Origin of the sequence: Peterkaempfera bronchialis (assembly GCF_003258605.2) — a bacterium.
Lineage (GTDB): Bacteria > Actinomycetota > Actinomycetes > Streptomycetales > Streptomycetaceae > Peterkaempfera > Peterkaempfera bronchialis.
Genome location: NZ_CP031264.1, coordinates 57,378 through 82,355, shown reverse-complemented (window position 1 = coordinate 82,355; position 24,978 = coordinate 57,378). Strand labels below are relative to the sequence as shown.

Annotated in this window: 22 protein-coding genes and 5 pseudogenes; 17 read left to right on the top strand and 10 right to left on the bottom strand. The window is 69.9% G+C overall.

The genetic code is table 11. The annotated features are described in order from the left end of the window. Nucleotides 1–158: 158 nt before the first annotated feature. From C7M71_RS00360 to C7M71_RS00350, 3 genes are read right to left on the bottom strand one after another with little or no spacing between them, the layout of a single operon-like run. Nucleotides 159–1,124 carry an acyl-CoA dehydrogenase family protein gene (locus C7M71_RS00360; RefSeq protein ID WP_111488946.1) on the bottom strand — a complete coding sequence of 322 codons (966 nt, stop codon included), beginning with the start codon at nucleotides 1,122–1,124 and terminating at the stop codon, nucleotides 159–161. Next, a complete protein-coding gene (locus C7M71_RS00355; protein ID WP_111488948.1) occupies nucleotides 1,121–2,227 on the bottom strand; it encodes an acyl-CoA dehydrogenase family protein in 1,107 nt (368 codons plus the stop codon). The genes C7M71_RS00360 and C7M71_RS00355 overlap by 4 nt, the downstream gene beginning before the upstream one ends. A gap of 12 nt (nucleotides 2,228–2,239) precedes the next feature. Beyond that, complete coding sequence (locus tag C7M71_RS00350; RefSeq protein ID WP_111488950.1) at nucleotides 2,240–3,022, bottom strand: enoyl-CoA hydratase/isomerase family protein; 783 nt, start codon at nucleotides 3,020–3,022, stop codon at nucleotides 2,240–2,242. A 265-nt stretch (nucleotides 3,023–3,287) separates the two neighbouring features. On the opposite strand from C7M71_RS00350, the gene C7M71_RS00345 reads away from it, so the two are divergent. Together C7M71_RS00345 and C7M71_RS30430 are read left to right on the top strand one after the other, a co-directional pair. After that, nucleotides 3,288–3,959, top strand: a complete 672-nt coding sequence (locus C7M71_RS00345; protein ID WP_114914112.1) for a GntR family transcriptional regulator — start codon at nucleotides 3,288–3,290, stop codon at nucleotides 3,957–3,959. Between the two features lie 358 nt (nucleotides 3,960–4,317). Further along, complete coding sequence (locus tag C7M71_RS30430; RefSeq protein ID WP_162824085.1) at nucleotides 4,318–4,491, top strand: hypothetical protein; 174 nt, start codon at nucleotides 4,318–4,320, stop codon at nucleotides 4,489–4,491. On the opposite strand, the pseudogene C7M71_RS00340 reads toward C7M71_RS30430, so the two are convergent. Beyond that, nucleotides 4,488–4,846, bottom strand: a pseudogene (locus C7M71_RS00340) (integrase core domain-containing protein); the annotation flags it as partial. The gene C7M71_RS30430 and the pseudogene C7M71_RS00340 sit on opposite strands and share 4 nt — an antisense overlap. A gap of 25 nt (nucleotides 4,847–4,871) precedes the next feature. On the opposite strand from C7M71_RS00340, the pseudogene C7M71_RS00335 reads away from it, so the two are divergent. Further along, nucleotides 4,872–5,192: pseudogene (locus C7M71_RS00335) on the top strand (IS481 family transposase); the annotation flags it as partial. 268 nt (nucleotides 5,193–5,460) lie between these two features. Here the strand turns inward: C7M71_RS00335 and gap are convergent. Both gap and C7M71_RS00325 read right to left on the bottom strand, forming a co-directional pair. After that, nucleotides 5,461–6,459, bottom strand: a complete 999-nt coding sequence (gene gap, locus C7M71_RS00330) for a type I glyceraldehyde-3-phosphate dehydrogenase (RefSeq protein ID WP_111488954.1) — start codon at nucleotides 6,457–6,459, stop codon at nucleotides 5,461–5,463. A gap of 113 nt (nucleotides 6,460–6,572) precedes the next feature. Then, on the bottom strand, nucleotides 6,573–7,529 hold the full coding sequence (locus C7M71_RS00325) for a GlxA family transcriptional regulator (protein WP_111488956.1): 957 nt from the start codon (nucleotides 7,527–7,529) through the stop codon (nucleotides 6,573–6,575). A gap of 146 nt (nucleotides 7,530–7,675) precedes the next feature. On the opposite strand from C7M71_RS00325, the pseudogene C7M71_RS00320 reads away from it, so the two are divergent. The 5 genes and pseudogenes from C7M71_RS00320 to C7M71_RS00300 all read left to right on the top strand — a co-directional run. After that, nucleotides 7,676–8,174 (top strand): annotated as a pseudogene (locus C7M71_RS00320) (integrase core domain-containing protein); the annotation flags it as partial. A 151-nt stretch (nucleotides 8,175–8,325) separates the two neighbouring features. Beyond that, a complete protein-coding gene (locus C7M71_RS00315; RefSeq protein ID WP_111488958.1) occupies nucleotides 8,326–8,895 on the top strand; it encodes a GNAT family N-acetyltransferase in 570 nt (189 codons plus the stop codon). An 89-nt stretch (nucleotides 8,896–8,984) separates the two neighbouring features. Then, nucleotides 8,985–10,293: pseudogene (locus C7M71_RS00310) on the top strand (transposase). Between the two features lie 344 nt (nucleotides 10,294–10,637). After that, nucleotides 10,638–11,270, top strand: coding sequence for a TetR/AcrR family transcriptional regulator (locus C7M71_RS30425; protein ID WP_162824084.1), 633 nt, complete (start codon nucleotides 10,638–10,640; stop codon nucleotides 11,268–11,270). Next, nucleotides 11,227–12,021, top strand: a complete 795-nt coding sequence (locus tag C7M71_RS00300) for a maleylpyruvate isomerase family mycothiol-dependent enzyme (RefSeq protein WP_162824083.1) — start codon at nucleotides 11,227–11,229, stop codon at nucleotides 12,019–12,021. The genes C7M71_RS30425 and C7M71_RS00300 overlap by 44 nt, the downstream gene beginning before the upstream one ends. Nucleotides 12,022–12,710: 689 nt before the next feature. On the opposite strand, the gene C7M71_RS00290 is transcribed toward C7M71_RS00300, so the two are convergent. From C7M71_RS00290 to C7M71_RS31210, 3 genes are all read right to left on the bottom strand, one after another. Next, nucleotides 12,711–13,469, bottom strand: a complete 759-nt coding sequence (locus tag C7M71_RS00290; protein WP_111488964.1) for a TnsA-like heteromeric transposase endonuclease subunit — start codon at nucleotides 13,467–13,469, stop codon at nucleotides 12,711–12,713. Nucleotides 13,470–13,596: 127 nt separating this feature from the next. Further along, nucleotides 13,597–14,718 carry a DNA-binding protein gene (locus tag C7M71_RS00285; protein WP_229758432.1) on the bottom strand — a complete coding sequence of 374 codons (1,122 nt, stop codon included), beginning with the start codon at nucleotides 14,716–14,718 and terminating at the stop codon, nucleotides 13,597–13,599. A gap of 24 nt (nucleotides 14,719–14,742) precedes the next feature. Beyond that, nucleotides 14,743–15,078, bottom strand: a complete 336-nt coding sequence (locus tag C7M71_RS31210; RefSeq protein ID WP_229758431.1) for a hypothetical protein — start codon at nucleotides 15,076–15,078, stop codon at nucleotides 14,743–14,745. Between the two features lie 99 nt (nucleotides 15,079–15,177). Here C7M71_RS31210 and C7M71_RS00280 point away from each other — a divergent pair. The 4 genes and pseudogenes from C7M71_RS00280 (at nucleotide 15,178) to C7M71_RS00265 (ending at nucleotide 20,511) form a co-directional block, all read left to right on the top strand. Beyond that, nucleotides 15,178–16,421: pseudogene (locus C7M71_RS00280) on the top strand (IS701 family transposase). A gap of 318 nt (nucleotides 16,422–16,739) precedes the next feature. After that, nucleotides 16,740–18,140, top strand: coding sequence for a 3'-5' exonuclease (locus tag C7M71_RS00275; protein WP_111488966.1), 1,401 nt, complete (start codon nucleotides 16,740–16,742; stop codon nucleotides 18,138–18,140). Next, nucleotides 18,137–18,820, top strand: a complete 684-nt coding sequence (locus C7M71_RS00270) for a DarT ssDNA thymidine ADP-ribosyltransferase family protein (RefSeq protein ID WP_111488968.1) — start codon at nucleotides 18,137–18,139, stop codon at nucleotides 18,818–18,820. The genes C7M71_RS00275 and C7M71_RS00270 overlap by 4 nt, the downstream gene beginning before the upstream one ends. A 17-nt stretch (nucleotides 18,821–18,837) precedes the next feature. Further along, entirely contained in the window at nucleotides 18,838–20,511 is a 1,674-nt protein-coding gene (locus tag C7M71_RS00265) for an ADP-ribosylglycohydrolase family protein (RefSeq protein WP_229759020.1), read from the top strand. 341 nt (nucleotides 20,512–20,852) lie between these two features. Here C7M71_RS00265 and C7M71_RS00260 read toward each other — a convergent pair whose 3' ends face one another. Next, entirely contained in the window at nucleotides 20,853–21,617 is a 765-nt protein-coding gene (locus C7M71_RS00260) for a transposase family protein (RefSeq protein WP_114914111.1), read from the bottom strand. A gap of 233 nt (nucleotides 21,618–21,850) precedes the next feature. Here C7M71_RS00260 and C7M71_RS00255 point away from each other — a divergent pair, with 233 nt between their 5' ends. The 5 genes from C7M71_RS00255 to C7M71_RS00235 all read left to right on the top strand — a co-directional run bounded on the left by C7M71_RS00255 (nucleotide 21,851) and on the right by C7M71_RS00235 (nucleotide 24,759). Beyond that, on the top strand, nucleotides 21,851–22,615 hold the full coding sequence (locus C7M71_RS00255; RefSeq protein ID WP_111493797.1) for a transposase family protein: 765 nt from the start codon (nucleotides 21,851–21,853) through the stop codon (nucleotides 22,613–22,615). Nucleotides 22,616–22,955: 340 nt separating this feature from the next. Continuing rightward, complete coding sequence (locus C7M71_RS31205) at nucleotides 22,956–23,483, top strand: transposase family protein (RefSeq protein WP_111493795.1); 528 nt, start codon at nucleotides 22,956–22,958, stop codon at nucleotides 23,481–23,483. Continuing rightward, nucleotides 23,423–23,941, top strand: a complete 519-nt coding sequence (locus tag C7M71_RS33060) for a transposase (RefSeq protein WP_407675963.1) — start codon at nucleotides 23,423–23,425, stop codon at nucleotides 23,939–23,941. The genes C7M71_RS31205 and C7M71_RS33060 overlap by 61 nt, the downstream gene beginning before the upstream one ends. A gap of 48 nt (nucleotides 23,942–23,989) precedes the next feature. Further along, nucleotides 23,990–24,175: a hypothetical protein gene (locus C7M71_RS00240; protein WP_162824080.1), complete on the top strand. Its 186-nt coding sequence runs from the start codon at nucleotides 23,990–23,992 to the stop codon at nucleotides 24,173–24,175. A gap of 116 nt (nucleotides 24,176–24,291) precedes the next feature. After that, nucleotides 24,292–24,759 carry a hypothetical protein gene (locus C7M71_RS00235; RefSeq protein WP_162824079.1) on the top strand — a complete coding sequence of 156 codons (468 nt, stop codon included), beginning with the start codon at nucleotides 24,292–24,294 and terminating at the stop codon, nucleotides 24,757–24,759. Nucleotides 24,760–24,978: the final 219 nt, after the last annotated feature.

Genomic DNA, 24,978 nt, shown 5'->3' with positions numbered 1-24,978 from the left:
CCCGCTCTTTTGGGTCCCGCTCTTTTGGGTCCCGCTCTTTTGGGTCCCGCTCTTTTGGGTCCCGCTCTTTTGGGTCCCGCTCTTTTGGGCCCCGCTCCCTTGCGCCCCGTTTCCAGAGGTCCCGGAGATCCCAGAGGCCCCAGAGGTCCCAGAGGTTCCTAGAGTCCGGGAGCGGCCAGGGCCGTCCAGATCCCCTCCTCGCCGGCCTCGGCGGCCCGCGCCCCCAGCTCCCGCGCCCACCCCGATGCCGGTGCCACCGCGTCCCGCCAGGCCCACAGCCGGCGGGTCAGCGGATGCAGGGGATACTCCGCCGTGATGCCCACGGCGCCGTGCAGCTGATGGGCGATCCGGGCCACTTCGGTGGCTGTCCGCGACGTGGTGAGCGCCGCGACCGCGATGCCCTCCGGCGTCGTGCCGGCCAGCGACAGCGCGGTGTCCGCCTCCGCCAGCGCGATCCGCGCCAGCGCCAGCTGCCGCATCACGGCGGGCAGCTTCAGCAGCGGAGCGCCGAACTGTTCCCGCTCGGCCACGTACTGGCGGGTCAGCCGGTACGCGCCATGGGCCGCACCGGTCACCGCCACGGACCGCAGCAGCGCGATCCGCTCACGCACCGCCTCGGGGGAGAACGCGGACCCGGTGGTCAGCGGTTCGGGGGCCGCGACGAGCGTGACCGTGTCCCGAGGCTCACCCGCCAGGTCCTCGCCCGGCTCGACTCCAGCCCCGGCGAGGTCCGCGCGGAACAGCCCGCCCGGCGTGCACACCAGCACGGCCCCGGCGCTGCGGCCCCAGGGAACCCGGGGGAGCACCAGCTCCCGCCCCGCCCCGGTGTCGTCCCGCAGCAGCAGCGTGGTCAGCGTCCCGTCGAGCTTCCCGCACCCGGCGAGCACCCAGTCCGCCGTGGCCGCCTCCACCAGCGGCGTCGCCGCGCCCCGTTCGGCCAGCGCCCTGACGACGACCAGCAGGTCCGCCAGCTCGCCGCCGGACCCGCCGGCCTCCTCGGACACACCGATCCGATGCAGGCCCAGCTCCACCAGCTGATCCCACAGCGCCTCCGCCGGCGCGTCCTTCATCCCGTCGGCCACGCTGCCGACCAGGTCCCGCAGTGGTGCGGACTGCTCCGTCATGCCCGTGCCTCCTGTCTCGCGATCATCCCGAGCAGGACGTCCGCCGCCCCGCCGCGCAGACCGAAGGCCGGCGAGGCCATCAGCGCCTGCCCGTACACGCCGTCCGGAGCGGCATCGACCCCCGCCCCGGTGTCCCGCAGTGCCTCGATCACCTCCGTCTCGAAAGCGTTGCCCAGGTACTTGAGGGCAGCCGACTCCTGGACCGGGGCCCGGCCCCCGTCCATGGCACGCGCCACGTCGAAGCACATCCGCCGCAGCACCGCCAGCCGTGCCGTCAGCGCGCCGAGCCGCTCGTGCAGCCCCGCGTCCGGCCGCTCGGCGGCCACCCGCGCCAGCTCGGCCAGCGCCGGGTAGCTGGACAGCATCCGCTCGGCGCCGCCCCGTTCGAACGAGAGCTGCTCCACCACCTGCCGCCAGCCGTTGCCCACCTCCCCGATCACCCGGTGCGCCGGCACGAAGACATCCTCGAAGTGGACCTCGTTGAAATGGTGCTCGCCGGCCAGGTCGGTGATCGGGGTGACCCGTACGCCCTCGGCGTCCATGTCGAGGACGAACTCGGTGAGCCCCTCGTGCTTGCGCTCGCCGGTGGACGTACGCGCCAGCACATAGGCATGGGTGGCCCGGTGCGCGTGACTGGTCCAGATCTTGTGGCCGTTCAGCCGCCAGCCGCCTTCGCAGGGCACCGCCGCCGTGCGCACCGCCGCCAGGTCGGAACCGGCCGACGGCTCACTCATTCCCAGGCAGAACACCGCCTGCGCCGAGGCGATCAACGGCAGGATCTCGGCCCGGAGTTCCGGCGTGCCGTGGCGCAGGATCGACGGTCCGATCTGCCGGTCCCCGATCCAGTGCGCGGCCACCGGGGCACCCGCCCGCAGCAGTTCCTCGGTCACCACGAGCCGTTCGACGTTGGTGCGGCCGGCGCCCCCGTAGGCGACCGGGTACGTCATCGCCACCAGGCCGCGCGAGGCGAGCTCGCGGCTGAACGCCGGGTCGAACGAGCGCAGCCAGGCGTCGCTGCGTGGCACGAAGTCCCATCCGGCCACCAGGGACCGCACCTCGGCCCGCAGTTCGGGCAGGCTCTCCTCGTACGCGGAGAGAGTCATCGCGAGGTCACCTCACTTTCCGTTGTACTGACCGGGACGGCGCTCCTTGAAGGCCGCGAAGGCTTCCTTGCTGTCCTCGGTGGAACCGATGACGCCGAAGTGCGAGGAGACCGTGTCCAGGGAGGTCATCAGGTCGGTCCGGGCCCCTTGCCGGACGAGCCGCTTGATCATGCGGACGGCGGCCGGGGGCTGCCCGGCGAGCCGCACGGCGTACGCGTGGACGAATTCGGGGAGCTTGTCGTCATCGACGACCTCCTCCACCAGACCGATCCCCAGCGCCTGCTCGGCATCGATGAACTCGCCGGTCCACAGCAGATGCAGGGCCTTGGACGTGCCCACGATGCGCGGCAGCAGCCAGCAGCCCCCGTCTCCCGGGACCAGACCCACGTTGACGTAACTCTCGCCGAACCGGGCGCCGCGGCCGGCGAAGCGCAGATCGCACATCAGCGCCATGTCCATACCGGCCCCGACCGCGGCACCGGGGACAGCGGCGATCACCGGTTTGTCGATCTGCTCCAGGGCACGCGCCACCCGGTGCACCCGCCCCGTCAGCATCTCCTTCTGCGCCAGCGGGCCTCGCTCCTGGCCCGTGAGGTCGCCGAGGTCGATCCCGGAACAGAACGCCCCGCCGGCCCCGGTCACCACGATCACCCGCACCTCGGGGTCGTCCCCGGCCCGCAGCAGCAGGTCCGCCCACGCATCGACCATGTCGAGCGTGAAGGCGTTCTTCCGGTGAGGCCGGTTCAGCAGAATGGTCGCGACCCGGTCGCGGACGGTGTACTCGATGTCTGCCACAAGGGCTCCTTCGGTTCTCCGGTTTCTTCACGTCGGCGTCCAGGCCCTGAACGACGCTCCGCGTGCCGGGGTCCGCGTTCAGGAGGACCGCGTCCCCGACGCAGCGGACCGGGGTCGCCACCCGACGGCTCGATCCTCACCACCTCGTCGGGGCCCCAGGTACCATCGCATACAAGATTGGATCCAATCATGCATGCGACAATGACCAAGGTCAACGGCGGATCACCGCCGGACTCCGTCTCCCGGCAGGATTCCTGGAGGAGTGGTGGGCGCAGGCACCGAGAACGCCGTCGCCAAGGCGGTCGCGGCGCTGCACGAGATGATCGCCTCGATGGAGATCCTTCCCGGCCAGTCGCTGCGTCAGGAGGCGCTGGCCGAGCGGCTCGGGGTGAGCAGGGCACCGGTGCGCGAGGCGCTGCGGATCCTGGAGAGCGAAGGGCTCCTGGAGCACACCCGGCACGTGGGTTACGCGGTGAAGCGGCTCACCGTCGCCGAGTTCGAGCAGACCTATCTCATGCGCCGTGTTCTGGAAGCGGAGGTGCTGCGGGCCCTGCCCGTGCCGATGCCCGAGGAGGTCCTGGCCCGACTGGAACGGCTCAACGAGGAGATCGTGGAGGCCTGGACCGCCGGAGACGTGGCCATGATGCGCACCCTCAACATCGACTTCCACTTCACCCTGTTCCGGGCCTCGGGGCTGGATCTCGTCGTGGACGAGATCCGCCGGATATGGGCACTGAGCGACGTCTACCGCTCGGCATCCCTGATGGACCCAAGGGGGCGGCCCCGGATGTTCGAAGAGCACGCCGAGATGATCGCGGCACTGCGCCGTGACGATCCGGAGGCCGTCGTGGCACTCATGGGCATCCATCGCGACGGGACCCGCACCTCGATCGCCGGCCTGCTCGCGGTGGGGTCCGGAGGCTCCCGGACCGCGTGACGGAGGGCGATGCAGTCGGCTTGTTCCGCGCGCCGGAGGCCCGCACGGCAGCCCGGCTCGGCCGACCAGTGATCCAGGAACCGGCAGGCCGCCGTGACCTGTTCCCCGTCGCCGTCGACCAACCGCACCCGCCGCACGATTCCGCCACCGCGTTCCTTGACCACCCGCACACCGACCTCCCCGAGCCTGCACTCAGATGGCCCAACGAACCCTGCACCTCGATCGCCACGGCGCCGGTTCAGGCGTCACTCGAAGGCATCCAGATAGGAGATCCTCGGCCGCTACGCCTTCACCACCCCGAAGGCGCCCGGCACGCGCCCTCTGCGCAACCCCGGGCCCGTCCTCCCCGATCAGCGGGGTGCCGCCAGCCCACAGCGCCTGGTTGATGCTGAACCCGGCGGTCGCGGCGACGCCCTGCCCCACCCCCGGGCGGTTCGTGATCCTGCCGTACTCCTGCGACCGGACGCCTCCGTACCGGCGCCGGATGCTCGCCTCCACCACGGTGGCCCGCCGCAGGGCGCGGGCGCGCTAGGTGTCTTGATCCGCAGGGTTGTTGACGCGGGTGATCGGGGGTTTTCCTCCGAGTGCTGTGTGGCACCGGTGATGGTTGTAGGTGTGCGGGAAGTTGTCCAGGGCGGGGGTGCGTTCGGTGTTGCTGGTGTGGGGCCGCAGGTGGGCCCACTCGTCGAGCGGTGTGCGGTTGAAGCGTTCGACCTTGCCGTTGGTCTGGGGCCGGTAGGCACGGGTGAGCTTGCCGGTGGCGCCGAGGAGGCAAGGGCCTGCTTCCAGGCGAAGCTCTTGCGGTAGGGCCAGGCGTTGTCGGTCAGCACCGGCTCGATGCGGTCGATGCCGCGGGTGGCGAAGAAGGCGGCGGCCCGGCGGAGGAAGCCGCGTTGTCCACACTACCGAGGCGGCCCGATCCTCGACCTGGCCCCCTCCACCGTGCATCGCGTCCTGGCCCGACACGGCCTCCACCGCCTGGCCCACCTCGACCGACCCACCGGCCAGGTCATCCGCCGCTACGAGCCCGCCCGACCCGGCGAGCTGGTCCACATCGACGTCAAGAAGCCCGGCCGCATCCCCGACGGAGGCGGCCACAAGGTGCTCGGCCGCCACGCCGGCCGTGCCACCAGGGCCGACGTCGGCTACGACTGCATCCACTCCGCCGTCGACGACCACAGCCGCCTGGCCCACAGCGAGGTCCACGCCGACGAGAAGGCCGACACCTGCGCGTGGTGATCCACTCATGCGTGGGTCCCGTCGATGCCGAGGTGGCCGTAGCCGGTGCACGTGCCGGAGCGGACGTTGTTCGGCCACGTCCTCGCCTCCCGCGCCGCATGTCGCCGAATCCGAGACACCGATCGTCCCGCAGCCAAGCGGCCTGCCATGAGAGGCGGCGCCGAGGCCGGGGTACCGCCGCGCCCGGGCGCCATCGATGCGGGGGTGTCCGGAGCCCGCGCCGTTCGCCTGCTCCCGGGCGGGGCACCGTCCCGGCGTCCGGTCAGCGGGTGGCGAGGAGCTCGAGCGTGTCGATCACGCGGTTCGAGAAGCCCCACTCGTTGTCGTACCACGCGACCACCTTGATGTGGCGGCCGTCGACGCGGGTCAGGGCCGAGTCGAAGATCGACGAGGCGGGATTGCCCGTGATGTCGGACGACACGAGGGGGTCGTCCGAGTACTCGAGGATGCCGGCGAGTGGCCCCTCCGCTGCGGCGCGGTACGCCGCCAGCACGTCGTCGCGCGTCACGTCGCGGGCGACGGTCGTGTTGAGTTCGACGATCGAGCCCACCGGCACCGGTACGCGGATGGAGTCGCCCGAGAGCTTGCCGGCGAGGTTCGGCAGCACCAGGCCGATCGCCTTGGCGGCGCCGGTCGTGGTCGGCACGATGTTGACGCCGGCGGCTCGGGCGCGACGGGCGTCGCGGTGCGGACCGTCCTGGAGGTTCTGCTCCTGCGTGTAGGCGTGCACCGTCGTCATGAACCCGTGTTCGATACCGGCGAGTTCGTCGAGGACCGCGGCCAGCGGCGCGAGCGCGTTGGTGGTGCAGGAGGCGTTCGAGACGATCGTGTGCACGGCCGGGTCGTAGGCGCCGGTGTTGACCCCGAACGCGAGCGTGACGTCGGCGCCGTCCGACGGCGCGCTGACGAGTACCTTCTTCGTGCCCGCGTCGAGGTGGGCCCGGGCGGCCTTGGCCGAGGTGAATCGGCCGGTGGCTTCCAGGACGATGTCGACGCCGAGTTCGGCCCACGGCAACTGCGCCGGTTCGCGCTCGGCCAGCACCGTGATCCGGCGGCCGTCAACGACAAGGACGTCACCGTCGACGGTCACCGGGCGCCCGAGCCGGCCGGCCGTGCTGTCGTAGGCGAGCAGTCGGGCGAGAGCGGCGGGCTCCGTCAGGTCGTTGACGGCGACGATCTCGAGGGCGCTGTCGCGCTCCAGCAGTGCGCGCAGCACATTGCGTCCGATGCGGCCGAATCCGTTGATGGCGATGCGAGTCATGAGTGGCATCCCTTTCCCTTCCACACCAGGCTCGCTCGCGGCAGGTGCCGCTGACAGTGGCGGGATCGCCACGGTTCAAAAGGATCCCGCCACGCGGTGGCGGCCCGGCCGGGTCACTCGCCCCGGGTGAAGGTGCGCCGGTACTCGCTCGGTGTGGTGCCGAGGATGCGCTGGAAGTGCAGGCGCAGGTTCGCGCCGGTGCCGAGCCCGACGGCGGCGGCGATCTGCTCGACGCTGCGCTGTGAGCGCTCAAGCAGTTCGCGGGCCAGGTCGATGCGGGCGCGCATCACCCACTGCATCGGCGTGCAGCCGGTCTCTTCGACGAAGCGCCGGGAGAACGTGCGCGGTGAGACCCCCGCCTGCCGCGCCAGTACGTCGAGGGTGAGGGGCTCGCCGAACCGGTGCAGCGCCCACTCGCGGGTGGCGGCGAACCGCTCGCCGAGCGGCTCGGGGACGCTGCGCGGCACGTACTGGGCCTGGCCGCCGCTGCGGTAGGGGGCCGCAACCAGACGCCGGGCCGCGTGGTTGGACGCGGCCACTCCCAGGTCGCCGCGCAGGATGTGCAGGCACAGGTCGATGCCGGAGGCGGCTCCGGCCGAGGTGAGCACGCTTCCCTCGTCGACGAACAGCACGTTCTCGTCGACCTGGACGAGCGGATGCCTGGCCACGAGTGCCCGCGTGTAGTGCCAGTGCGTCGTGGCGCGCCTGCCGTCGAGCAGGCCCGTGGCGGCGAGCGCGAAGGCGCCCGTCGAGATCGCGGCGAGCCGCGCGCCCCGGTCATGGGCGGCGATCAGTGCCGCGACGACGGCCTGCGGCGGGTCGTCGCGGTCCGGGAACCGGTAGCCGGGGACGAAGACGATGTCGGCCCACGCAAGCGCGTCGAGGCCGTGGGCGACGTGGTACGCGAGGCCGTCGCCGCCGGCCACGAGACCGGGTGCCGCCCCGCACACCCGCACCTCGTACGGCATGCTCGCGCGGGTCGTGAAAACCTGCGCAGGAATTCCGACATCGAGCGGCTTCGCACCCTCGAGCACGAGGACGGCGACGCGATGCAGACGGGAGGCAGGCACAGGAAGAGGGTACGTGGGGCTTGACTCCGGGCCTCGCGCACCAGGGCGGTGACCATGTCCTCCCACGCGCCGTCCGGGTGCCCGCTGACCAGAGGCCGGCAGCCCGGCGCGTACACGTCGCCGGCCTGCCGGGACAGCAGCACCTCAAGGTGCTCGGCCGCCGAGCCGGCCGTGCCACCAGGGCCGGCGTCGGCTACGACTGCGTCCACTCCGCCGTCGACGACCACAGCCGCCTGGCCCACAGCGAGGTCCACGCCGACGAGAAGGCCGACACCTGCGCCGGGCATTCTCCGCCGGGCCGCCGCCTTCTTCGACACCCGCGGCATCGACCGCATCGAGCGGGTGCTGACCGACAACACCTGGCCCTACCGCAAGAGCTCCGCCTGGAAGCAGGCCCTTGCCTCCCTCGGCGCCACCGGCAAGCTCACCCGCCCCTACCGGCCCCAGACCAACGGCAAGGTCGAACACTTCAACCGCACACCGCTCGACGAGTGGGCCCACCTGCGGCCCCACACCAGCAACACCGAACGCACCGCCGCCCTGGACAACTTCCCGCACACCTACAACCATCACCGGTGCCACACAGCACTCGGAGGAAAACCCCCGATCAGCCGCGTCAACAACCCTGCGGGTCAAGACACCTAGGAGCGTGGGTCAGTAAGCAACTCCTGGAATGCCGTGCCTCGCGGTGAAGTGCGGCTGGCGAGCGGTGCTCTTGAAAAGGCGTGGCTGCCGGGCAGTCGTGATGCGAAAATCAGTCCGCAACTTGATCCACATCCGCGTCCCGGAGGTCCGCATGGACGTCGCCTCGCTGCTGCCGTTGACCACGGCCCGGTTGTCGCTGCGTCTGTTCACTCCCGGCGACGCCGATGACCTGTACTCCTACCAGAGCCTGCCGAGCGTGGCGCGCTACTTGTACCGGCCGGCGCACACGCGTGAGCGCAGCGAGCAGGTTGCCGCCGAGCGCGCGGCGCAGACGGCCTGGCGCGCCGACGGGGACAAGCTGGCGCTCGCTGTCTGCCGACGCGATGAGCCCGGCGTCCTTGGCGAGGTGAGCCTCACCCTGGCCGATGCCCGCGCCGCCCAGGCCGAGATCGGCTGGACTCTCGACCCAGGTCACCAGGGACACGGCTACGCGACCGAGGCGGCCGCGGCGCTGGCCGGGTTTGCCTTCGGCACGCTGGGCGTGCACCGGCTCTACGCACGGCTGGATGTGGAGAACACCGGGTCTGTACGAGTCTGTGAGCGCCTCGGGATGCGCCGGGAGGCGCACCTGGTCGAGAACGACCTCGACGGGGATCGCTGGGGCAGCGAGTACATCTACGCGGCGCTGTCCGCGGATCTTGGCAGCCGATCAGGCGATTGAGCCCGACGCCGCCTCCTGTTCGCGATGGCCTGTTCGAGGCGGATCCGGCGGCGGTGGTGGCGAAGCCGGAGACCGCGCCGACGGGGGCGGTGAAGAAAACCTTCCGGGCGTTCGTCCCCGATCAGATGCTGACGCTGATGCTGCCGCCGTCGCCGGATGAGTGGCTGCCCGAGGGGCATCTGGCCCGATTCGTGGCCGAACTGGTCAACGAGGTGCTCGACCTGGGCCCGATCCTGGCGTCCTGCACCGAGAAGCGCGGGTTCCCGCCGTATGACCCCCGGTTGAGGGTCCGGCTGCTGATCTACGGGTACACCACCGGGGTGCGCTCGTCGCGGGCGATCGAGCGCAAGTGCACCGATGCTGGGCATGGTCAAGATGGGCCGGGTCGCACTCGACGGCACGAAACTGCGGGCCAACGCCTCCAAGCACAAGGCGATGAGCTGCAACCGGCTGGTGGAGAAGGAAGAACGCCTCGAAGCCGAGATCGCCGGCCTTGAGGCGGCAGCCGCCGGCCTGCCGGCCGATGCCGAGGCTCTCGATGCCGCCGAGGACGAGCGGTTCGGGCCCGACGGCAACGACACAGACCTGCCCGCCGAACCCGACCGCAGGGAAAAACGCCTGGCCAGGTTGCAGACCGCCCTTGCGCAGATCGAGGCCGAGACCGCCGAGAAGGCCCGCAAGCACGCCGAGGACAAGGAGCGGCGACGCCAAAAGCGTGCCGGGACCGACGAACCCGAGGCGGTGGCCGAAGCCGGCGACCTGGCGGCCGAAACCGCGCGGCCGAAGGACAAGGCGCAGGCCAACTTCACCGACCCCGAATCGCGCATCATGGAGAACGGGGCCGGCGCGTTCATCCAGGCATGCAACGCCCAGGCCGTGGTGGACGACGCGCACCAGATCATCACCGCCGCCGACGTCACGACCCACCCCGCCGACGCACTCAACTACACCGGCATGCTCGACCAATCCGCTACGAACACCGGAATCCACGCACGTCAGGCGCTCCTCGACGCGGGCTACTGCTCCGAGGCCAACCTTCAGGCCGCAGCCGAGCGCAAGGAAGAACACGGCACCGACACCTCCATGGCCACCGGCCGCCTGTCCCACGACGAACGCGTCAGCCCCGCCCCGCGCGGACGCATCCCGGCCGACGCCACGGCGCGCGAGCGCATGGCCCGCAAACTGCACACCAAACCCGGACGCGCCGCCTACGCCCACCGCAAAGCCATCGTCGAACCCGTCTTCGGGCAGATCACGACCTGCCAAGACGGCCGCAGACTCCTGCTACGCGGCGAAGCAGGCGCCCGCGCCGAATGGCGGCTACTCGCCGCATGCCACAACCTGCGAAAGATCTTCGGGCAGGTCGGACCCCCCGGACTGGCCGCCGCCCGAGCCTGAGCACCAGGCGGCAGCGTCACCCTCCACAGCAACCGCACCCCGTACCCGGCCCGACACCGCCAACAAACCCCAGACCGCCAGAGACCCGACCACCAACCCTCGACGGCCTGCCCGTTACCGACCTTGTCGTTCACCGACGCGTAGTCACGCACGGTGCGGTGGTCCCACCAGCGGACGCAGTGGTCGAGGAAGGGGAAGGCCAGGTCGTGGTCGACGGGCGGCCCGCCGGGTCCGCCTCACTCCCGCCCAGGGACTTGGCCGACAGGGTATTGACTTCCCTACGGCTGTTAGGTTTTGTTAATGGCATGAGGGACGGCCGGAGGCAGCGTCGGCGCAAGGAGACCGTGCAGGAGATCCTCGACACCGCGCTCGACGTCATGGCGGTGGAGGGTGTGGCCGCGCTGAGCATGGCCGAGGTCGCTCGGCGGGTGGGGGTGCGTCCGCCCTCGCTCTACCAGTACTTCCCGTCGAAGATGGCCATCTATGACGCCCTGTTCGAGCACGGCATGCGCGAGGCGGTCGGCGTCCTGGAGCCCTACCGTGCCGGGCTGTCCGAGAATCCGCGAAGGGCGATCCTGGCGGGCCAGCAGGCCACCGTCGCCTGGGCGGTGGCCAATCCGGTACTGGCACAGCTGCTCTACTGGCGGCCCGTACCCGGATTCGAACCGACCCCCCAGGCCTTCGAGCCCGCGGTGCAGCAACTGGAGATCCTGCGGGCGGCACTACGGGCGGCCGTGCACGCCGGACAGCTGTCACCCGCAGCCGCCGACGAGGAGGGTGTGGCCCTTTACACGGCGCTGATGGCTGGCGTGATCAGCCAGCAGCTCGCCAATGAACCGTCCGCGCAGACCGAAGATGGCCGCTTCACCCGGCTCACGCGGACGGCAGTGGACATGTTCTTCCGCTTCTACGCCCAGGAGGAGGGCGAGTCCGATGGCTCAGACCTACGCGGAGGCTGCGCGCCTGCCGCAGACTGACCGCGACCAGTCGGCCGTGCTGGCCGAGGCCGAAGGCCGGGCAGCTCTGGACGTGCTCGAAAAGCTCCGTGACGAGGACTGGCGACGTCCCACCGACTGCGTGGAATGGGACGTGCGCACCCTGCTCTCCCACCTCGTCGCCCAGTGTGAGGACAACATCAGCCTGCCCACCATGCTGCGCCGGGAGGTCGCGGGACGCTGGCGCCACCCCGGCAAAGGCTCGGTGGACGCCCACATGGCGGCCCAGGTCGCCGACCATGCGGACGCCTCGGGACCGGCGCTGGTTGCACAGTTTGCGCTGCTGTGGCCCCGCGCCGTAGTGGCCCGCCGACGCCGTCCGGGCCTGATGCGGCGCGCCAAGGTCGACAGCGGTATGCCGGGGGCGCCGCGGATGTCCGTCGGCTACCTGCTCGACACCATCTACAACCGCGACCTGTGGATGCACCGCATCGACCTGGCCCGGGCCACGGGACAGCCCGTCGCCGTGGGTGACCACGACCGGCAGATCGTCGAAGAAGTCGTCCGTGACCTGGCCCTGGCCTGGTCGGAGGCTCCCATCGGGCTGGAGCTCACCGGCCCCGCGGGCGGAGGGTGGCTGATCGGCTCGGGCGAGCCGGCGGCGGTCGTCCGGGCGGACGCCGTGGCCTACATGCGTGCCCTGGCCGGCCGCGATGACGGTGTGCAGTTGGAACTGGTGTCCGGAGCGGAGCCGGCTCTCGCGGCCGCCCGCCGGGCCAGGATTGTCTTCTGAACGGGGGCGACCGAGCACACGCCGCAGGCCGGAGGCCGGCTTGAACCTTCCCCTTGATCGTGGACACCTGGAAACCGGGACATGAGGTTCCAGAGGAAGCAGTGCCAGGTGGGAAGCAAGAGCAACCGCAGCAAGCGGTACACGGAGGAGTTCACACGGGACGCGGTCGCGCTCGTGCGCTCCTCTGGGAAGACCGTCACCGAGGTTGAAGTGTTCGGGCCGGGCCAGGCGCCCGAGCCGTCCCAGGCCACGCATGCGCTGCACCGTGGTGCGCGACACCCGGCTGAAGCCGAGCGCGGTCAGCTCCTCGGCCTTGGTCTGCTCCCGCTCGGCCAGCGTGTGCCGCTCCGGGTCGTACTGCGGCCGGACCACTCCTTCGCTGCCGGGCCCGCCGGCGAGCCGGCACTCGACTTCCCGCACGTGCCGCCGCCAGGCCAGCGCCTTCTCACGCGCTGCGGCGGGGGCGGTCTCGAACAGCCCCCACTGCGGGGCCGCCTGAGGCGCATCGGCCCCGATGACGGCGAAGCTGGGGTCGGCGAACAGGTGCCCGGCGAGCACGGCCTGGCCGCCTCCGTCCGGGCCGACGAGGTGGATCTCCTGCCCCGAAAGGGCGACCACCTGCCACGTCACGTCACAGAACCGGACCCGAGCACCGACCTTCACGGCCGGCCGGGCATTACGCCGCGCGCTCACCCGGCACCTCCCTTCTTGCCCTGGTCGCTCCAGCCCTGCGGGCCGACGAGGATGCGTTCGTGCAGCGGCGTGTCCAGACCAGCCGTCAACCGGCCGTGCCACAGAGCGTGGAAGACGCAGGGAAGGACTTCGATCGGGTCGCCGACCGCTTCGGTGCCCTCGACCAGCGGCTGAGGCCGTGTGAACGCCTCGACGACCGCCGTCATCAGCCCGGGGCGGCCGGCGTTGCGAGGATGGCGGTATCCGGCCAGCCATTTGAGGTTGGCGGCCAGGACGTCGTCGAGCGGCGGGAGGCGCCGGTAGGTCCAGCCGACGTCCGCGCATGCCTGCGCCACCGCCTCAGCGGCCTTCACCGCGCGTTCGCCGCCCGCGTTAGGGTGGCCGGGGCAGTCGGCGAGCAGCGTGGTGCCGTCGGCACGGCGGGCGAAGAGTTGCGGCACCCAGGAACGCACCTGGCCGCGGGGAGTACGCCACAACAGCCGCACGGGCCGCCCCGCCAGGCATGTCACGTCCGGGTCGCGGTCCAGGACCATCAGCTGGGCATGTATCGCGTTGGACCCGGCGGTTACGTGCCGCCCGGTGGTCGCCGACCACCACAGGCCCGGCCCCCAGCGCCGCCCCGGGACCACCGGGAACGCCGACACCGGCGGCAGTTCCTCGAACGCCACGGTCATGGCGGCGTCCGCCCACCGCTGCTGGACCGCCTGTCCCACCGGGTCGAGGAACAGCGCCTCGAACCCGCTGCCCTGGTCCACGGCCGCTCGCCCTGCTCGGCTCCTGGCCCGGGCCGCTCCTGTGCTGGTCACCCGCGCCAGCCAAACCGCTCCCGCCGGCAGACGCCGCCGCTTTCAGTGTTTCTGCCACGAACGAGTGCCGTATCAGCTAACAGCCGACCTGCCCGTCGGCGCATCGCTCTCGGCCGCCGTTCTCCTGCCTGCCCGCCGTCAGCATCTGGCTGAGCACCTCAACGGGCATGTCCAGCCACCGGGCCACCTCCTGAAGCGGCACCCCGCCGTTCACCGCCGCCACCGCGGTCCGTTTCCAGGCCGCCTCGATCAGGCCGGCACTGTGACCGAGCCCGCGCAGCAGCCGTCGGGCGACCTCGGCGGTAGGAGCGGTCTGCACCCCGCGCAGCTGCAGCAGCTGCTCCTCGGCGCTGGAGATAGCGCTGGTGATCAGCCTGCGCTGCTCGGCGGGCACCGCAGCCCGCCACATCGTCCCCGATCCGGGCGCCTTCTTCTCCTTGCCCAGCACCCGCAGCTGGCCGGCCATGGTCGGGGCGTGGGGTTCCTGCCGCAGCCACCACGGGTCGTTGTCGTACCCGGGCGGCCCGCCGGCACCGCGGCGAAGGCGGATGACGCTGCCCATCCACGCGATGAGCGGCCCGCCGTGGTCCGTCGCGGCCAGCGGCCCCAGCCATCCCCGCCCCAGCCGCTCACCGAGCCTGCGGCAGAACATCCCGTCGGCGGGAAGCGCCCGCGGCCGCCCGGCACCGCTGTCGGCCCACACCAGCTCCGCCATCGCCGGGTCCAGCAGTGCGTCGACCACCGCCACCACCTCCGGGAAGACGACCGCGTCCCGCCCCACGACCCGCCACCGCTCCAGATCACCACCTGCATCCCCGCCCGCGACCTGGTGCAGGCGCCGCGGCCAGACCGTCTCCCGCTCCCACTGCAGGGCCTGCTCCCACCACCGGGCCACCACCGCCTGCGCCAGCGCGAACACCCGCTCCGGCTCCGCTCCGGCCCGCACCGCCCGCCGCGCCACCGAGGCCCACCGCCGCTGCGCCGCCACCACCTCAGGCAGGCCACGCAGATCGAGGTGCTCCAGCGGCTGGTTGGCGTCCGCGTCCAGCAGCCACCGCCCATGCCGAACACACGCCCGCTCCCACGGCGGCGCGTACCGCACCGCCCGCAGAGCCGTCCCCGTGCGCCGGGCCGTGCACAGCCGGCAGCCGAACGCCACCGGACCGGCCACCGCGCCACCGATCCTCCACAGCCCCACCGGATCGCCATCCTCGACGCGCAGCTAGGCGTCCCCTTCTTCCCAGGACGGCAACGCCCGTGCCAGCACGTCTTCCTCGACGCCGCATATGCCTGCCAGGAGCTGGCGTCCGGCTGCGTTCAGCAGCACCTCGGCGTCGGCCCGTGTGCCTCCGCCCTCGTGCCCAGGCGGGTAGTTGCGCCACTTCCAGCAGGCCCGCAGCACCTTCGCTTCCATCCCGTAGTGGCTGGCGATGTGGCAGATCAGCGACGAGGTCGTCTCCCTCCGCAGGGGAGCGGTCCGCCGCGGGCCGAGGTTAGTACTCCAGCCGTAGATCGTGATGCTGCTGGTCAGGGCCGGTGCGGAGACAGGTGCGGCCACCGGTGATCATCGTGAGTTGTGTGGACAAACGAGGATCAGGCGGTGGCCGCAGGTCACAGCGTAGTGCCTGCCCGTTGGCAGGTGATGTTCGATCAGGCGATGGGGCGGGTCGCGGGCCGCTTCGCCCGGGTCGAACCTCGCCGCCGGGCGCGGGCTTTGGTGCTGGGCTTGTTGTCGGACCCGCCGAGGAAGAACTGCTGGACCCTGGCCGAGCACGCGGGGGACGCGACTCCGGACGGCATGCAGCACCTGCTGCACCGGGCGAAGTGGGACGCCGACGCGGTCCGCGACGACATTCGCGCCTATGTGACCGAGCACCTGCGCGACCCCGAGGCCGTGCTGGTGGTCGACGAGACCGGCGACCTGAAGAAGGGCACCGCGACCGTGGGCGTGCAGCGCCAGTACACCGGCACCGCCGGCCGCATCGAGAACTCCCAGGTCGCCGTCTACCTCGTCCACTCCGCTTCGCGCGGACACGCCGCGACCGACCGGGCCCTGTACGTGCCGCGCTCGTGGACCGAGGACCACGCGCGCTGCCGGGCCGCGGGCATCCCCGACGACCTCGCCTTCGCCGCCAAGCCGGTCCTGGCCGCCCGGATGATCAGCCGAGCCCTGGACGCGGGCACACCCGCCCGCTGGGTCGCGGGCGACGAGGTCTACGGCGACAACCCCCACCTGCGAGCCGCCCCGGAAGACCGCCGCACCGGCTACGTGCTGGCCGTCTCCAGCACCCACCGGGTGACCACGCACGCCGGCCGCATCCCGGCGAAGGCCCTGGCCACGCGCATACCCAAACGCGCCCGGCAGCGGCTGTCCGCCGGAACGGGTGCCAAAGGCGAGCGCCTCTACGACTGGGCGCAGGCCGACATCCACGGCCCCACCGGACGCCCCGGCCACTGGTGGCTGCTGGTCCGCCGCAACCGACGAAGTGGCGAACTCGCCTTCTACCGCTGCTTCTCGTCCCACCCGGTACCGCTGTCGGAGCTGGTGCGCGTGGCCGGGCGACGTTGGACGGCGGAGGAGACCTTCCAGGCCGGGAAGGGCCTGGCCGGCCTGGATGAGCACCAGGTCCGTCGTGGGCCTCCTGGCACCGCTGGGTCACCCTCGCGATGCTCGCCCACGCCTTCCTCGCCATCACCGCCGCCACCGAGCAACGCGACCACCCCGCACCAGACGACCTGATCCCTCTCACCTGCAACGAGATCCAGCACCTGTTCGCCACGCTGATCGCACGCCCGATCCACGACGCACTCCACCGACTCCGCTGGTCGCAGTGGCGCCGCCAACACCAAGCCCGCGCCCGCACCTGCCACTACCGACGGCAGACAGCCACACAGCCATGAACATCACGATCTACGGCTGGAGTATTAGGGACCACTACGCCACGGTCTCGTGTTCACCGCTCCGGGCGGGCGTTTTCGCAACGACTGTGCAGTGGGTGAATCAAACCGGATCCGCGGGGGGCCGCAGGACGCTCGGTCGATCAGTCCGGTGTCGGCGGGGAGGCGCACCTTGACACCCATCACCCGAATGGGTGACGGGTGGGCTGCTATCCGAAATTGTGCGACAGACTGCCTGTCCGATCTTAACCCGGCTGGTGGCGTTTACTTCTAACATGGCCTCGGGTTCGGGGGAGCGAGTCTTGGGGAGGGACCGCGCGGATGAAGGTTCTCAGGCCGACGCAGCCGACGAGCGAGCAGCTCACGGTGATCAACAATCACAAGCCGGGGGTATTCGTCGTACGGGGCGCCGCCGGCAGCGGCAAAACCACCACCGCCCTCTACCGGCTGAAGTTCACCGTCCGGTACTGGCAGCGCCGCCGCCGTGACGGCTTCATCGACGGCCCCGTCCGCGTCCTGGTCCTCACCTACAACAAGACTCTGCGCGGCTACATCGAGGAACTGACCAAGGAACAGATCAAGGGCAACGACGTCGAGCTGACGATCTCCACCTTCGCCAAGTGGGCCACCGACCGCGTGCCCTACGAGCGGATCCTTCAAGAGCACGAGCACAACGTAAAGCTGGACGCCCTGGCCGCGGCCATGCCCCTGTCCGAGGACTTTGGACGCTCTGAAGTGGACTATGTCCTGGGCCGCTTCACGCCGGACTGCCTGACCGAGTACATCGAGTGCGAGCGGCAGGGCCGTGGCCGCTCCCCGCGCATGCCGGCCTCGCTGCGCCGTCGGCTGCTGGACGAGGTGATCGTTCCTTTCCAGGAGTGGAAGAAGGAGCAGCAGGCCTGGGACTGGTCTGACCTGGCCAACGCCATGGCGGCCAAGCGCGCCGACGACCCGTACCACGTCGTCGTTGTGGACGAGGCTCAGGATTTCTCCGCCAACCAGGTCCGGGCGGTCCTCAACCACGTCACCGACGAGCACACCCTCACCTTCGTCCTCGACGCGGCCCAGCGCATTTACCCCCAGCGCTTCACCTGGGCTGAAGTCGGCTTGAGTGTGGGGCCGCACAACAGCAAGCTGCTGTCGAAGAACTTCCGCAACACCCGGCAGATCGCTGCCTTCGCCGCCCCCTTGCTGCGCGACGTAGAGACCACGGACGACGCCGCGATCCCGGACCTCTCTTCCTGCGGGGAGGATGGCGACAAGCCCTTGCTGGTCCAGGGGACCTTCACCCAGCAGATGGACCACGTGGTGCAGTTCCTCAACGACCTCGGCCCGGAGAACGACGAGTCCGTCGCCATCCTCCATGCCAAGGGCGGCGGCTGGTTCAGCGAGGTCAAGGCACGCCTTAATACAGCCGGGCTGGCCTGGGTCCCGCTCACGCGTACCGGGGAATGGCCCACCGGCCCGGTGAACGTGGCGCTGTCGACCATGCACTCCGCAAAGGGCCTGGAGTTCGACCACGTGATCATCGTCGGCCTCAGCAGCGAGGTCATGCCGCACGCCGCTGAGCCCGGTGACAGCGAGCGAGACGCGCACCTGCGCCTGCTGGCCATGTCCGCTGGACGGGCCCGCAAGACCTTGACCATCACTTACAAGCCTTCCGAGGCCAGCGAACTCATCGCCTGCATGGACCCGGACACCTATGACGTGGAGGCCGTATGACCACCACAGAGCCGAGTCCGCCCACATCGGACGGCGACATACACGCTGAGGGAATCAGCAAGCTCATCCAGGAACGAAAGATCACCGAAGTGGTGCACTTCACCACCAACCGTGGTCTGCTCGGCATCCTTGTGCAGCGGCTGTGCAAAGCTCGGGCGCTCCTTGCCAAAGACGAGTACCTCGAGAGCATCTACCACGAGAACACCAAGTGGCGTCGCGAGGACCCCAAGTACTGGTCGTACGTGAACCTCAGCATCAGCGAGGCCAACCACCGCTTCCTTCGTATCAGCAGCGAAGACTGGTGGGCGAACGAGGATCTGTTCTGGGCTGTCCTCAGCTTCGATCCAGTGATCATGAGGCACCCCGGCGTCCTCTTCGCCCCAGGCAACATGGGGTACGAAGGCATCACCCCCGTCGAGGGACTGCCCGGAGCCGAAGCCCTCTTCGCTGACCGCGTCCCCAAAGGCTTCAAGAAGACGATGCCGCGCTGGGACCGAGCGCCCCACCTCCCGACCAATCCCCAGGCCGAAGTGCTCTACCCTCAGGCCGTCCCAACCCGACACCTGCGCCGCATCTACGTCCTCACCGACGAAGATGCAGCGAAGGCCGAGGCCATTGTCAGTGTCAGCGGAGATGATGAGGTCGACATCATCGTCGACCCGGTCACGTTCGGCAGGTAAGGACTACGGTGAGCGCCATGCAATGGGAGGCAGTACGCGCCTCAGCCCAGTGGGCGGCGTACGGAGATGCACTCGGCTTCATCACCGAACTGACCGACACTGCCGGCGTGCGACGACGCGTCGGACAGGATGAAGTCACCACGACCGTGCCTTGGAAGAGGCGCGTGGGAGGCCGCTTTGGACGCGACATGCCTCTCCCCGCAGGCGCCTACTCCGATGACACCCAACTGCGCCTTGCAACTTCACGCGCCATTCGCGGAGACGGGGAATTCGACGCCGAGGCCTTCGCGAAGATCGAAGTCGTTGCCTGGCAGGCCTACGCCCTCGGCGCCGGCCGCGGGACCAAAGCGGCAGCCACAGGTTTGATGCGGGTCGAAGCCAAGTGGTCCCAGAACGTTTTCGCCACCAAAGCCGCCCGCTACGTCGACATCGGCGGCAACGGCGCCGCCATGCGAATCCAACCCCACGTCTGGTCCGCACGGGACCTCACCAACTGGGACCACATCACCCGCGACGTCGTACGCAACGCCGTCAGCACCCACGGACACCCCCGGGGCATCCTCGGCGCCGTCCTGCACGCCATCCTGCTGGCCCACGCACTGGACACCAACGAACTTCCCAGCCCCAAGCAGTGGCGCCCCGCAGTCGACTGGCTGGAGCAGGTACCGGACGTCATCGCAAAAGATGACGAACTGGCGTATCTGTGGCTACCCACATGGAGTGATGCCGCTGGCATCGACTTCCGCTCGGCCGCCGTCACCGTCGCCAACGAATGCCGCGCAGCACTCGAGGCCTTCGACCCCACAACGCCCCTCTCAACAGAGATCTACGCTGCCCTGGTGCAGCGGTGGGGCGGCTTCGACGACGCAACGCGTGGATCAGGCACAGTCACCACCCTGCTTGCCGCGGTTCTGGCACATGTCTATGCCGACTCCCCAGAAGCTGGCCTGCTCCTTGCCGCCAACACCCTCGGCTCGGACACCGACACGATCGCCACCATGGCTGGCGCTCTTCTAGGCGTCGTCACGGCAGGCCCCCCGCCTGGCACCGTGCAAGATGTCCGGCTAATTGACACCGAGGCACGGCGCATGTGGGACATTTCTCAGGGGCGTGAGGCCTCCACATTCGCTTACCCGGATCTTCTGCGCTGGAGCCCTCCCAAGGCCACGCTCGACCTCGTAGGCCACACGGCAATGGGGCCAGCATTGGCCGGCCTGGGGCCCCTTACGCCTACGGACACACCAGCAGCGAGTAACCAGGCCACATACGTGTGGGGCACTTTGCCGTTCGGCCAGAGCGTCCTTGTCCGCGCTAGGCCGGATCTCAGGCCACTGGATGAGAACCTGCTCCCGGGGGACGTGCGACCACCGCGGAGTCGGCGGGCTGCAGACGTCCCGAAAGAGCAGCAACTCCTCTTCGAAGCTCCGGTGCAGGCTGCCGTATCCGCCGATCAAAGGCCCGTCCTTGTTGGGACTGCATCTGGTGCGGTGAGTGAGCGTGCCCACCGGCAGGCACCACTGTCCATTGAGGAGATCGTTCAAGAGCTGGCGAGAAACGGGTTCACTCCCGAGCAGGTAGGCCGGGCGTTGCTTCACCAGATCCGAGGCGGTCGATACGGCGTCGAGCGGGCCGCTGCGTTCGCTGGGCTACTGGCCCGCGCCTATCACAGCGAGCAGGAGCGCCCTCGCTGAAACGAGAGCGGCCTGCCCACTCTGATGCCGAGAGCAGCCAGGAGCTGCTGCTGGTCAGGGTGTAGGAGAGGCCATGCCTGGCGCTGGGCGGTGATCCATCGTGCGGCGCGTGGGGTATCGGGGTGGGTGCGGGAGTGGTGGTAGGCGTACTGCCACCGATCGGCCAGGGCGGGTTCCACCACGGGTCCAGGCTGGCCAGAACTCGGGCTTGTCGTCGCCCAGTCGTTCTGCGTGGCTGCTGTGGCTACGAGCTGGGGTTTCTCAGTTTTGTGGGTGGTCTTCCTGGTGGGCGGGGCCCTCGGGGCGCGGGGGATGAGCGCGACCGTGAGGGCTTTCCAATCTCACGCTGATGTGGCGAGCTGCAGGGCCAGGACGGCCTTGACGATGTTGGTGATGCGGGTGGTGCTGCAGCGAAGCTTGCGCAGGAGGCGCCAGGTCTTGAGGGTGGCCATGGCCTGCTCGCCGACCGCGCGGATCTTCGCGTGAGCGCGGTTGACGGCCTTCTGACCTGCGGGAATCTTGTCCCACCGGCCTCGGTAGGGGACGCGAACGGCCGGGCCTGCGCCCTGGTAGGCCTTGTCCGCCCAGCACGGGATGCTCGCGGTGTTGAGCGCGTCGAGGATGCCGTGGGTGCGGGCAGCCTTGATGTCGTGCACCGCGCCGGGCAGGGCCGGTGACACCCAGATCACCTTCCCGAAGGCATCGGTGAGGACCTGGACGTTCATGCCGTGGCGCTTGTGCTTGCCGGAGTAGAAGGGCCGGTCGGCGGCGACGCGGTCGATGGGCGGCAGGGTGCCGTCCAGGATCACGAACGCCTTGGTCGCGGCGACGGCTACCGCCTCCTCCAGGGTGGGCGCGAGCTCGGCCAGGACCTCGACGGCCTCGGTGACGTAGCGGTGGGCGGTGGCCAGTCCGCCCCCGAACCCGGCAGCGAGTTGCGCGAAGGTGTGGCCGCAGCGCAGGTGGGCCAGGCCCATCAGCGCCTGCCGGCCGCAGGTCAGCCGCCGCCACCGGGTCCCGATCCGGCGGCGTCGGGCGGCCAGTTCCCTTCCCAGCAGCCGCAGCGCGGAAGTGGACAGATCCAGCCCGGACGGGTAGACAAGCACACGAAGCTCCTGGCGGAGAATGTTGATCTTGGTCGACAACCCATCTACCAGGAGCTTCGTCGTGTTGTCACCTCAACGGTCTTGCCTCGCACGGAGGTTGGAAAAGGCTCAGTGAGCCTTTTCCGACCTGGCCGTGAGGGCGACGAGTTGGCAGGACTGGCTGTACGAAGCAGTGAAGCTCCTGGTAGACGGGTTCACGACCAAGATCGCCCGTGCCCTACCAGGAGCTTCGTGTGCTTGTCTACCCGTCCGGGCTGGATCTGTCCAGTTCGAGCGTGCGGTTCCTGGCGCGACACCTTCAGGCGCGGCGTCGGCAGCAACGCACGCGTTGGCGCCGCCTGTCGCCTGGCCGCCAGGCCCTGCTGGTCCTGGCCCACCTGCGCTGCGGCGACACCTACGCCCAACTCGCTGCCGCCTTCGAGGTGGGCGTGGCCACCGTCTTCCGGTACGTGCAGGAGGCTCTCGAGGTGCTGGCCGCCCTCGCCCCAGACCTGGCCACTGCAGTACGGACTGCGGCCAGGAAGGCCTTCGTCATCCTGGACGGCACGCTGCTGCCAATCGACCGGATTGCCGCCGATCGCCCCTACTTCTCCGGCAAGCACCGCAAGCACGGCATGAACGTGCAGGTGATCGCCGACCCGTTCGGGCGCCTGATCTGGGCCTCGCCCGCGCTGCCCGGTGCTGTGCACGACATCAAGGCGGCCCGCACCCACCACATCATCGATGCCCTGGCCGAGGCGGGCGTGCGTTGCTGGGCGGACAAGGGCTACCAGGGCGCCGGCGGCACCGTCCGCGTGCCCTACCGCGGCCGCTGGGAGCGGCTCTCCGCTGGTCAGCGTGCCGTGAATGTCTCCCACGCCACGATCCGGGCGGTCGGAGAACAGGCCATGGCCACCCTCAAGAGCTGGCGGCTCCTGCGAAAGCTCCGCTGCAGCACCACCCGCATCACCGACGTCGTCAAGGCCGTCCTCGTGCTGCAGCTCGCCACGTCAAGCTGAGGTTGGAAAAGGCTCACTGCCCCCAAGCGACGTAGCCGAGGCAGCCGCACGAGCACGACAGGCTGCTGACTCCGTGGAACTCATCCATGAGATCCGCGAGCATGCACGCGCTGTGCGGGACACACCGCGATCGACCGGAACTCCGCTACAGGACAGCTAGGAATCCGACTGCGGCCGTGTCAGGCGCGGTGTCGGCGGCGACTGAACGTGGGTCTGGATCACATTTGGTGCCGGAGCCACGGAGGGTCACCAGCTCCACGATCATGAATGGTCGTGACCCACGACCTGCCCCAGGGACCCCTGGCTCCAGACCACCGACGTCGCGGTCAGCGCCGTCACCATCCACGCCGCCACAACCAGGGCAGGTGCAGAATGTCCGTCGTGCGGAACGTCCTCGGGCCGCGTGCACAGCAGCTACGTGCGCAGCCTCGACGACAGTACCGCGGGCCAGCGCCGGGTCATGGTCGAGTTACGGGTCTGCCGCTTCCGGTGCCGCCAGCCAGCTTGCGAGCGGGCGACGTTCGTCGAGCAGGTCGAGGGCGTCACCTTCCGGTACGGATGGCGAAGCCAACAGCTCCAGGCCGCGTTGCAGCGGCTCGGGCTGATGCTCGCCGGCCGGGTCGGCTCCCGCCTGGCAGAAGCGTTCGCCGTCCCGGTCAGCCGCTCCACCCTGCTCAGACTGATACGCGCTGTTCCCGGGCCCGCGCCGTCGGTGCCGCGCGTGCTCGGGATCGACGAGTTCGCCCTGTGCAAGGGGCACGTCTACGCGACCATCCTGGTCGACATCGAGACCCGCGACCGGTCGACCTGCTGCCGGGCCGCACCGTCGAGACCGTCCGCTCGGGGCTGGCCGCCCACCCAGGGGTGAAGGTCATCTGCCGTGACCGCTCTGCTCTGCATGCCGAGGCCGGGAGGCTCGGCGCGCCGGACGCCATCCACGTTGCCGACCGGTTCCACCTCTGGCAGAACCTCGCCGACGCCGTCGAGAAGACCGTGCTCCAGCACCGCAGTCTGCTGCCCGAACCCCCGCTACCTGCCGGTCCCACTCAACCGGTGTCCCTGCCGCCCGCCGCTGCCGAGCCCCGCCGGACCCTCCATCCGCAGAAGCCCGCCTCAAGGATGTCCGCCGGGTCGCCCCTTCCGTCGCCGCTCTCGCCGCGCGCCCGACGGCCCGGCGTGGTGGGCAGGAACGCAGTCGCGCGTGTCGCTCCGACGGCCGGGGGTTGGGTGTCGCAGGGATGGATCGGCCCTGACGACGGGGGTAGCCTTGCGTTCCGTGCACCGATTTGCCTCGGCGGCCCGCCGGCGCTACGGTCCTTCGCGTAATACTTGACATGGGCAAGGGTTGGGGGTGGAATAGATATGGCCGATTGGATGGACAAGCTCCTCGCCGCGCTGCACCGCCAGGAGTTCAAGACGCGACAGACCAAAACCGGCACCTGGATCATCACCCGGGACAGCAACACGGTTGTTTGCGGGCCGCCGGTGACGCCCGGTGACGTCGTCGACTTGATCAAGCAACTGCGTGAAGCCGGCCTGGTCTTCCCCGAGGAGGACTAGCAGGTGCCGCGGGGGTCAGAAGGCCAGGCCCCCGCTCCCTGTCCATCCGCACACAACCCAAGAGAACACGGCAAGGACGAAGGAGGAGAGTCGTGGAACGAGAGTGGAGGGCGATTGTGACCGTCGCCTACCCCAAGAGCATCGCGCACGAGCAGTTCGAGAAGCTCTACCAGCTCATCAGGGGCGTCATCAGGCACGATGCTGACAGCGAACGTCTCCACCTGGTCTGGCGCCTGAACGCGACAGGGCTGGTTCAGGCCGCCCAGGAAGCGTCATCGATGGCTGCCGAGGCCCTGGGGGCTTCCCTAGGAAGCGAAGCCGAGCTGACGAGCCTGCAAGTAGTCACAGCCGAGGAGGCTGACGCAGAACGGGACCATCCCAGGCCCCAAGAGCTGATGGGGTACACCGAGGCAGCCGCTGAACTGGATGTCTCTCGTCAGAGGGTCGCTCAACTTGACGGGCAGCACCCGGACTTTCCCCGTCCTATCGGTCGGGTGGGTGCCGGTCCAGTCTTCACGGCTGAGTCCATCAGGTCATTCGCAGCCCGATGGAATCGCAGTCCAGGGCGACGCAAAATCGCTTAGACCGTCGAGCTAGGTCGGTCCCTTTCTGGCTGTCGGCCTTCATCAGCCAGCAAGGGACTGCCCTCCTCAAGGGCTCCGATGGCGTACGCCCTCCGCGGGCAGGCTGTCCAGATGTGGCGCCGCGCTGCATCGCTGTCTCGTCCTCGCCCGCGAGGGGCGCTCGGCAGGCGACAGCCATGGGCAGCGGCCATGTGCTGGGCTCGCCGGAAGTCACGGCCT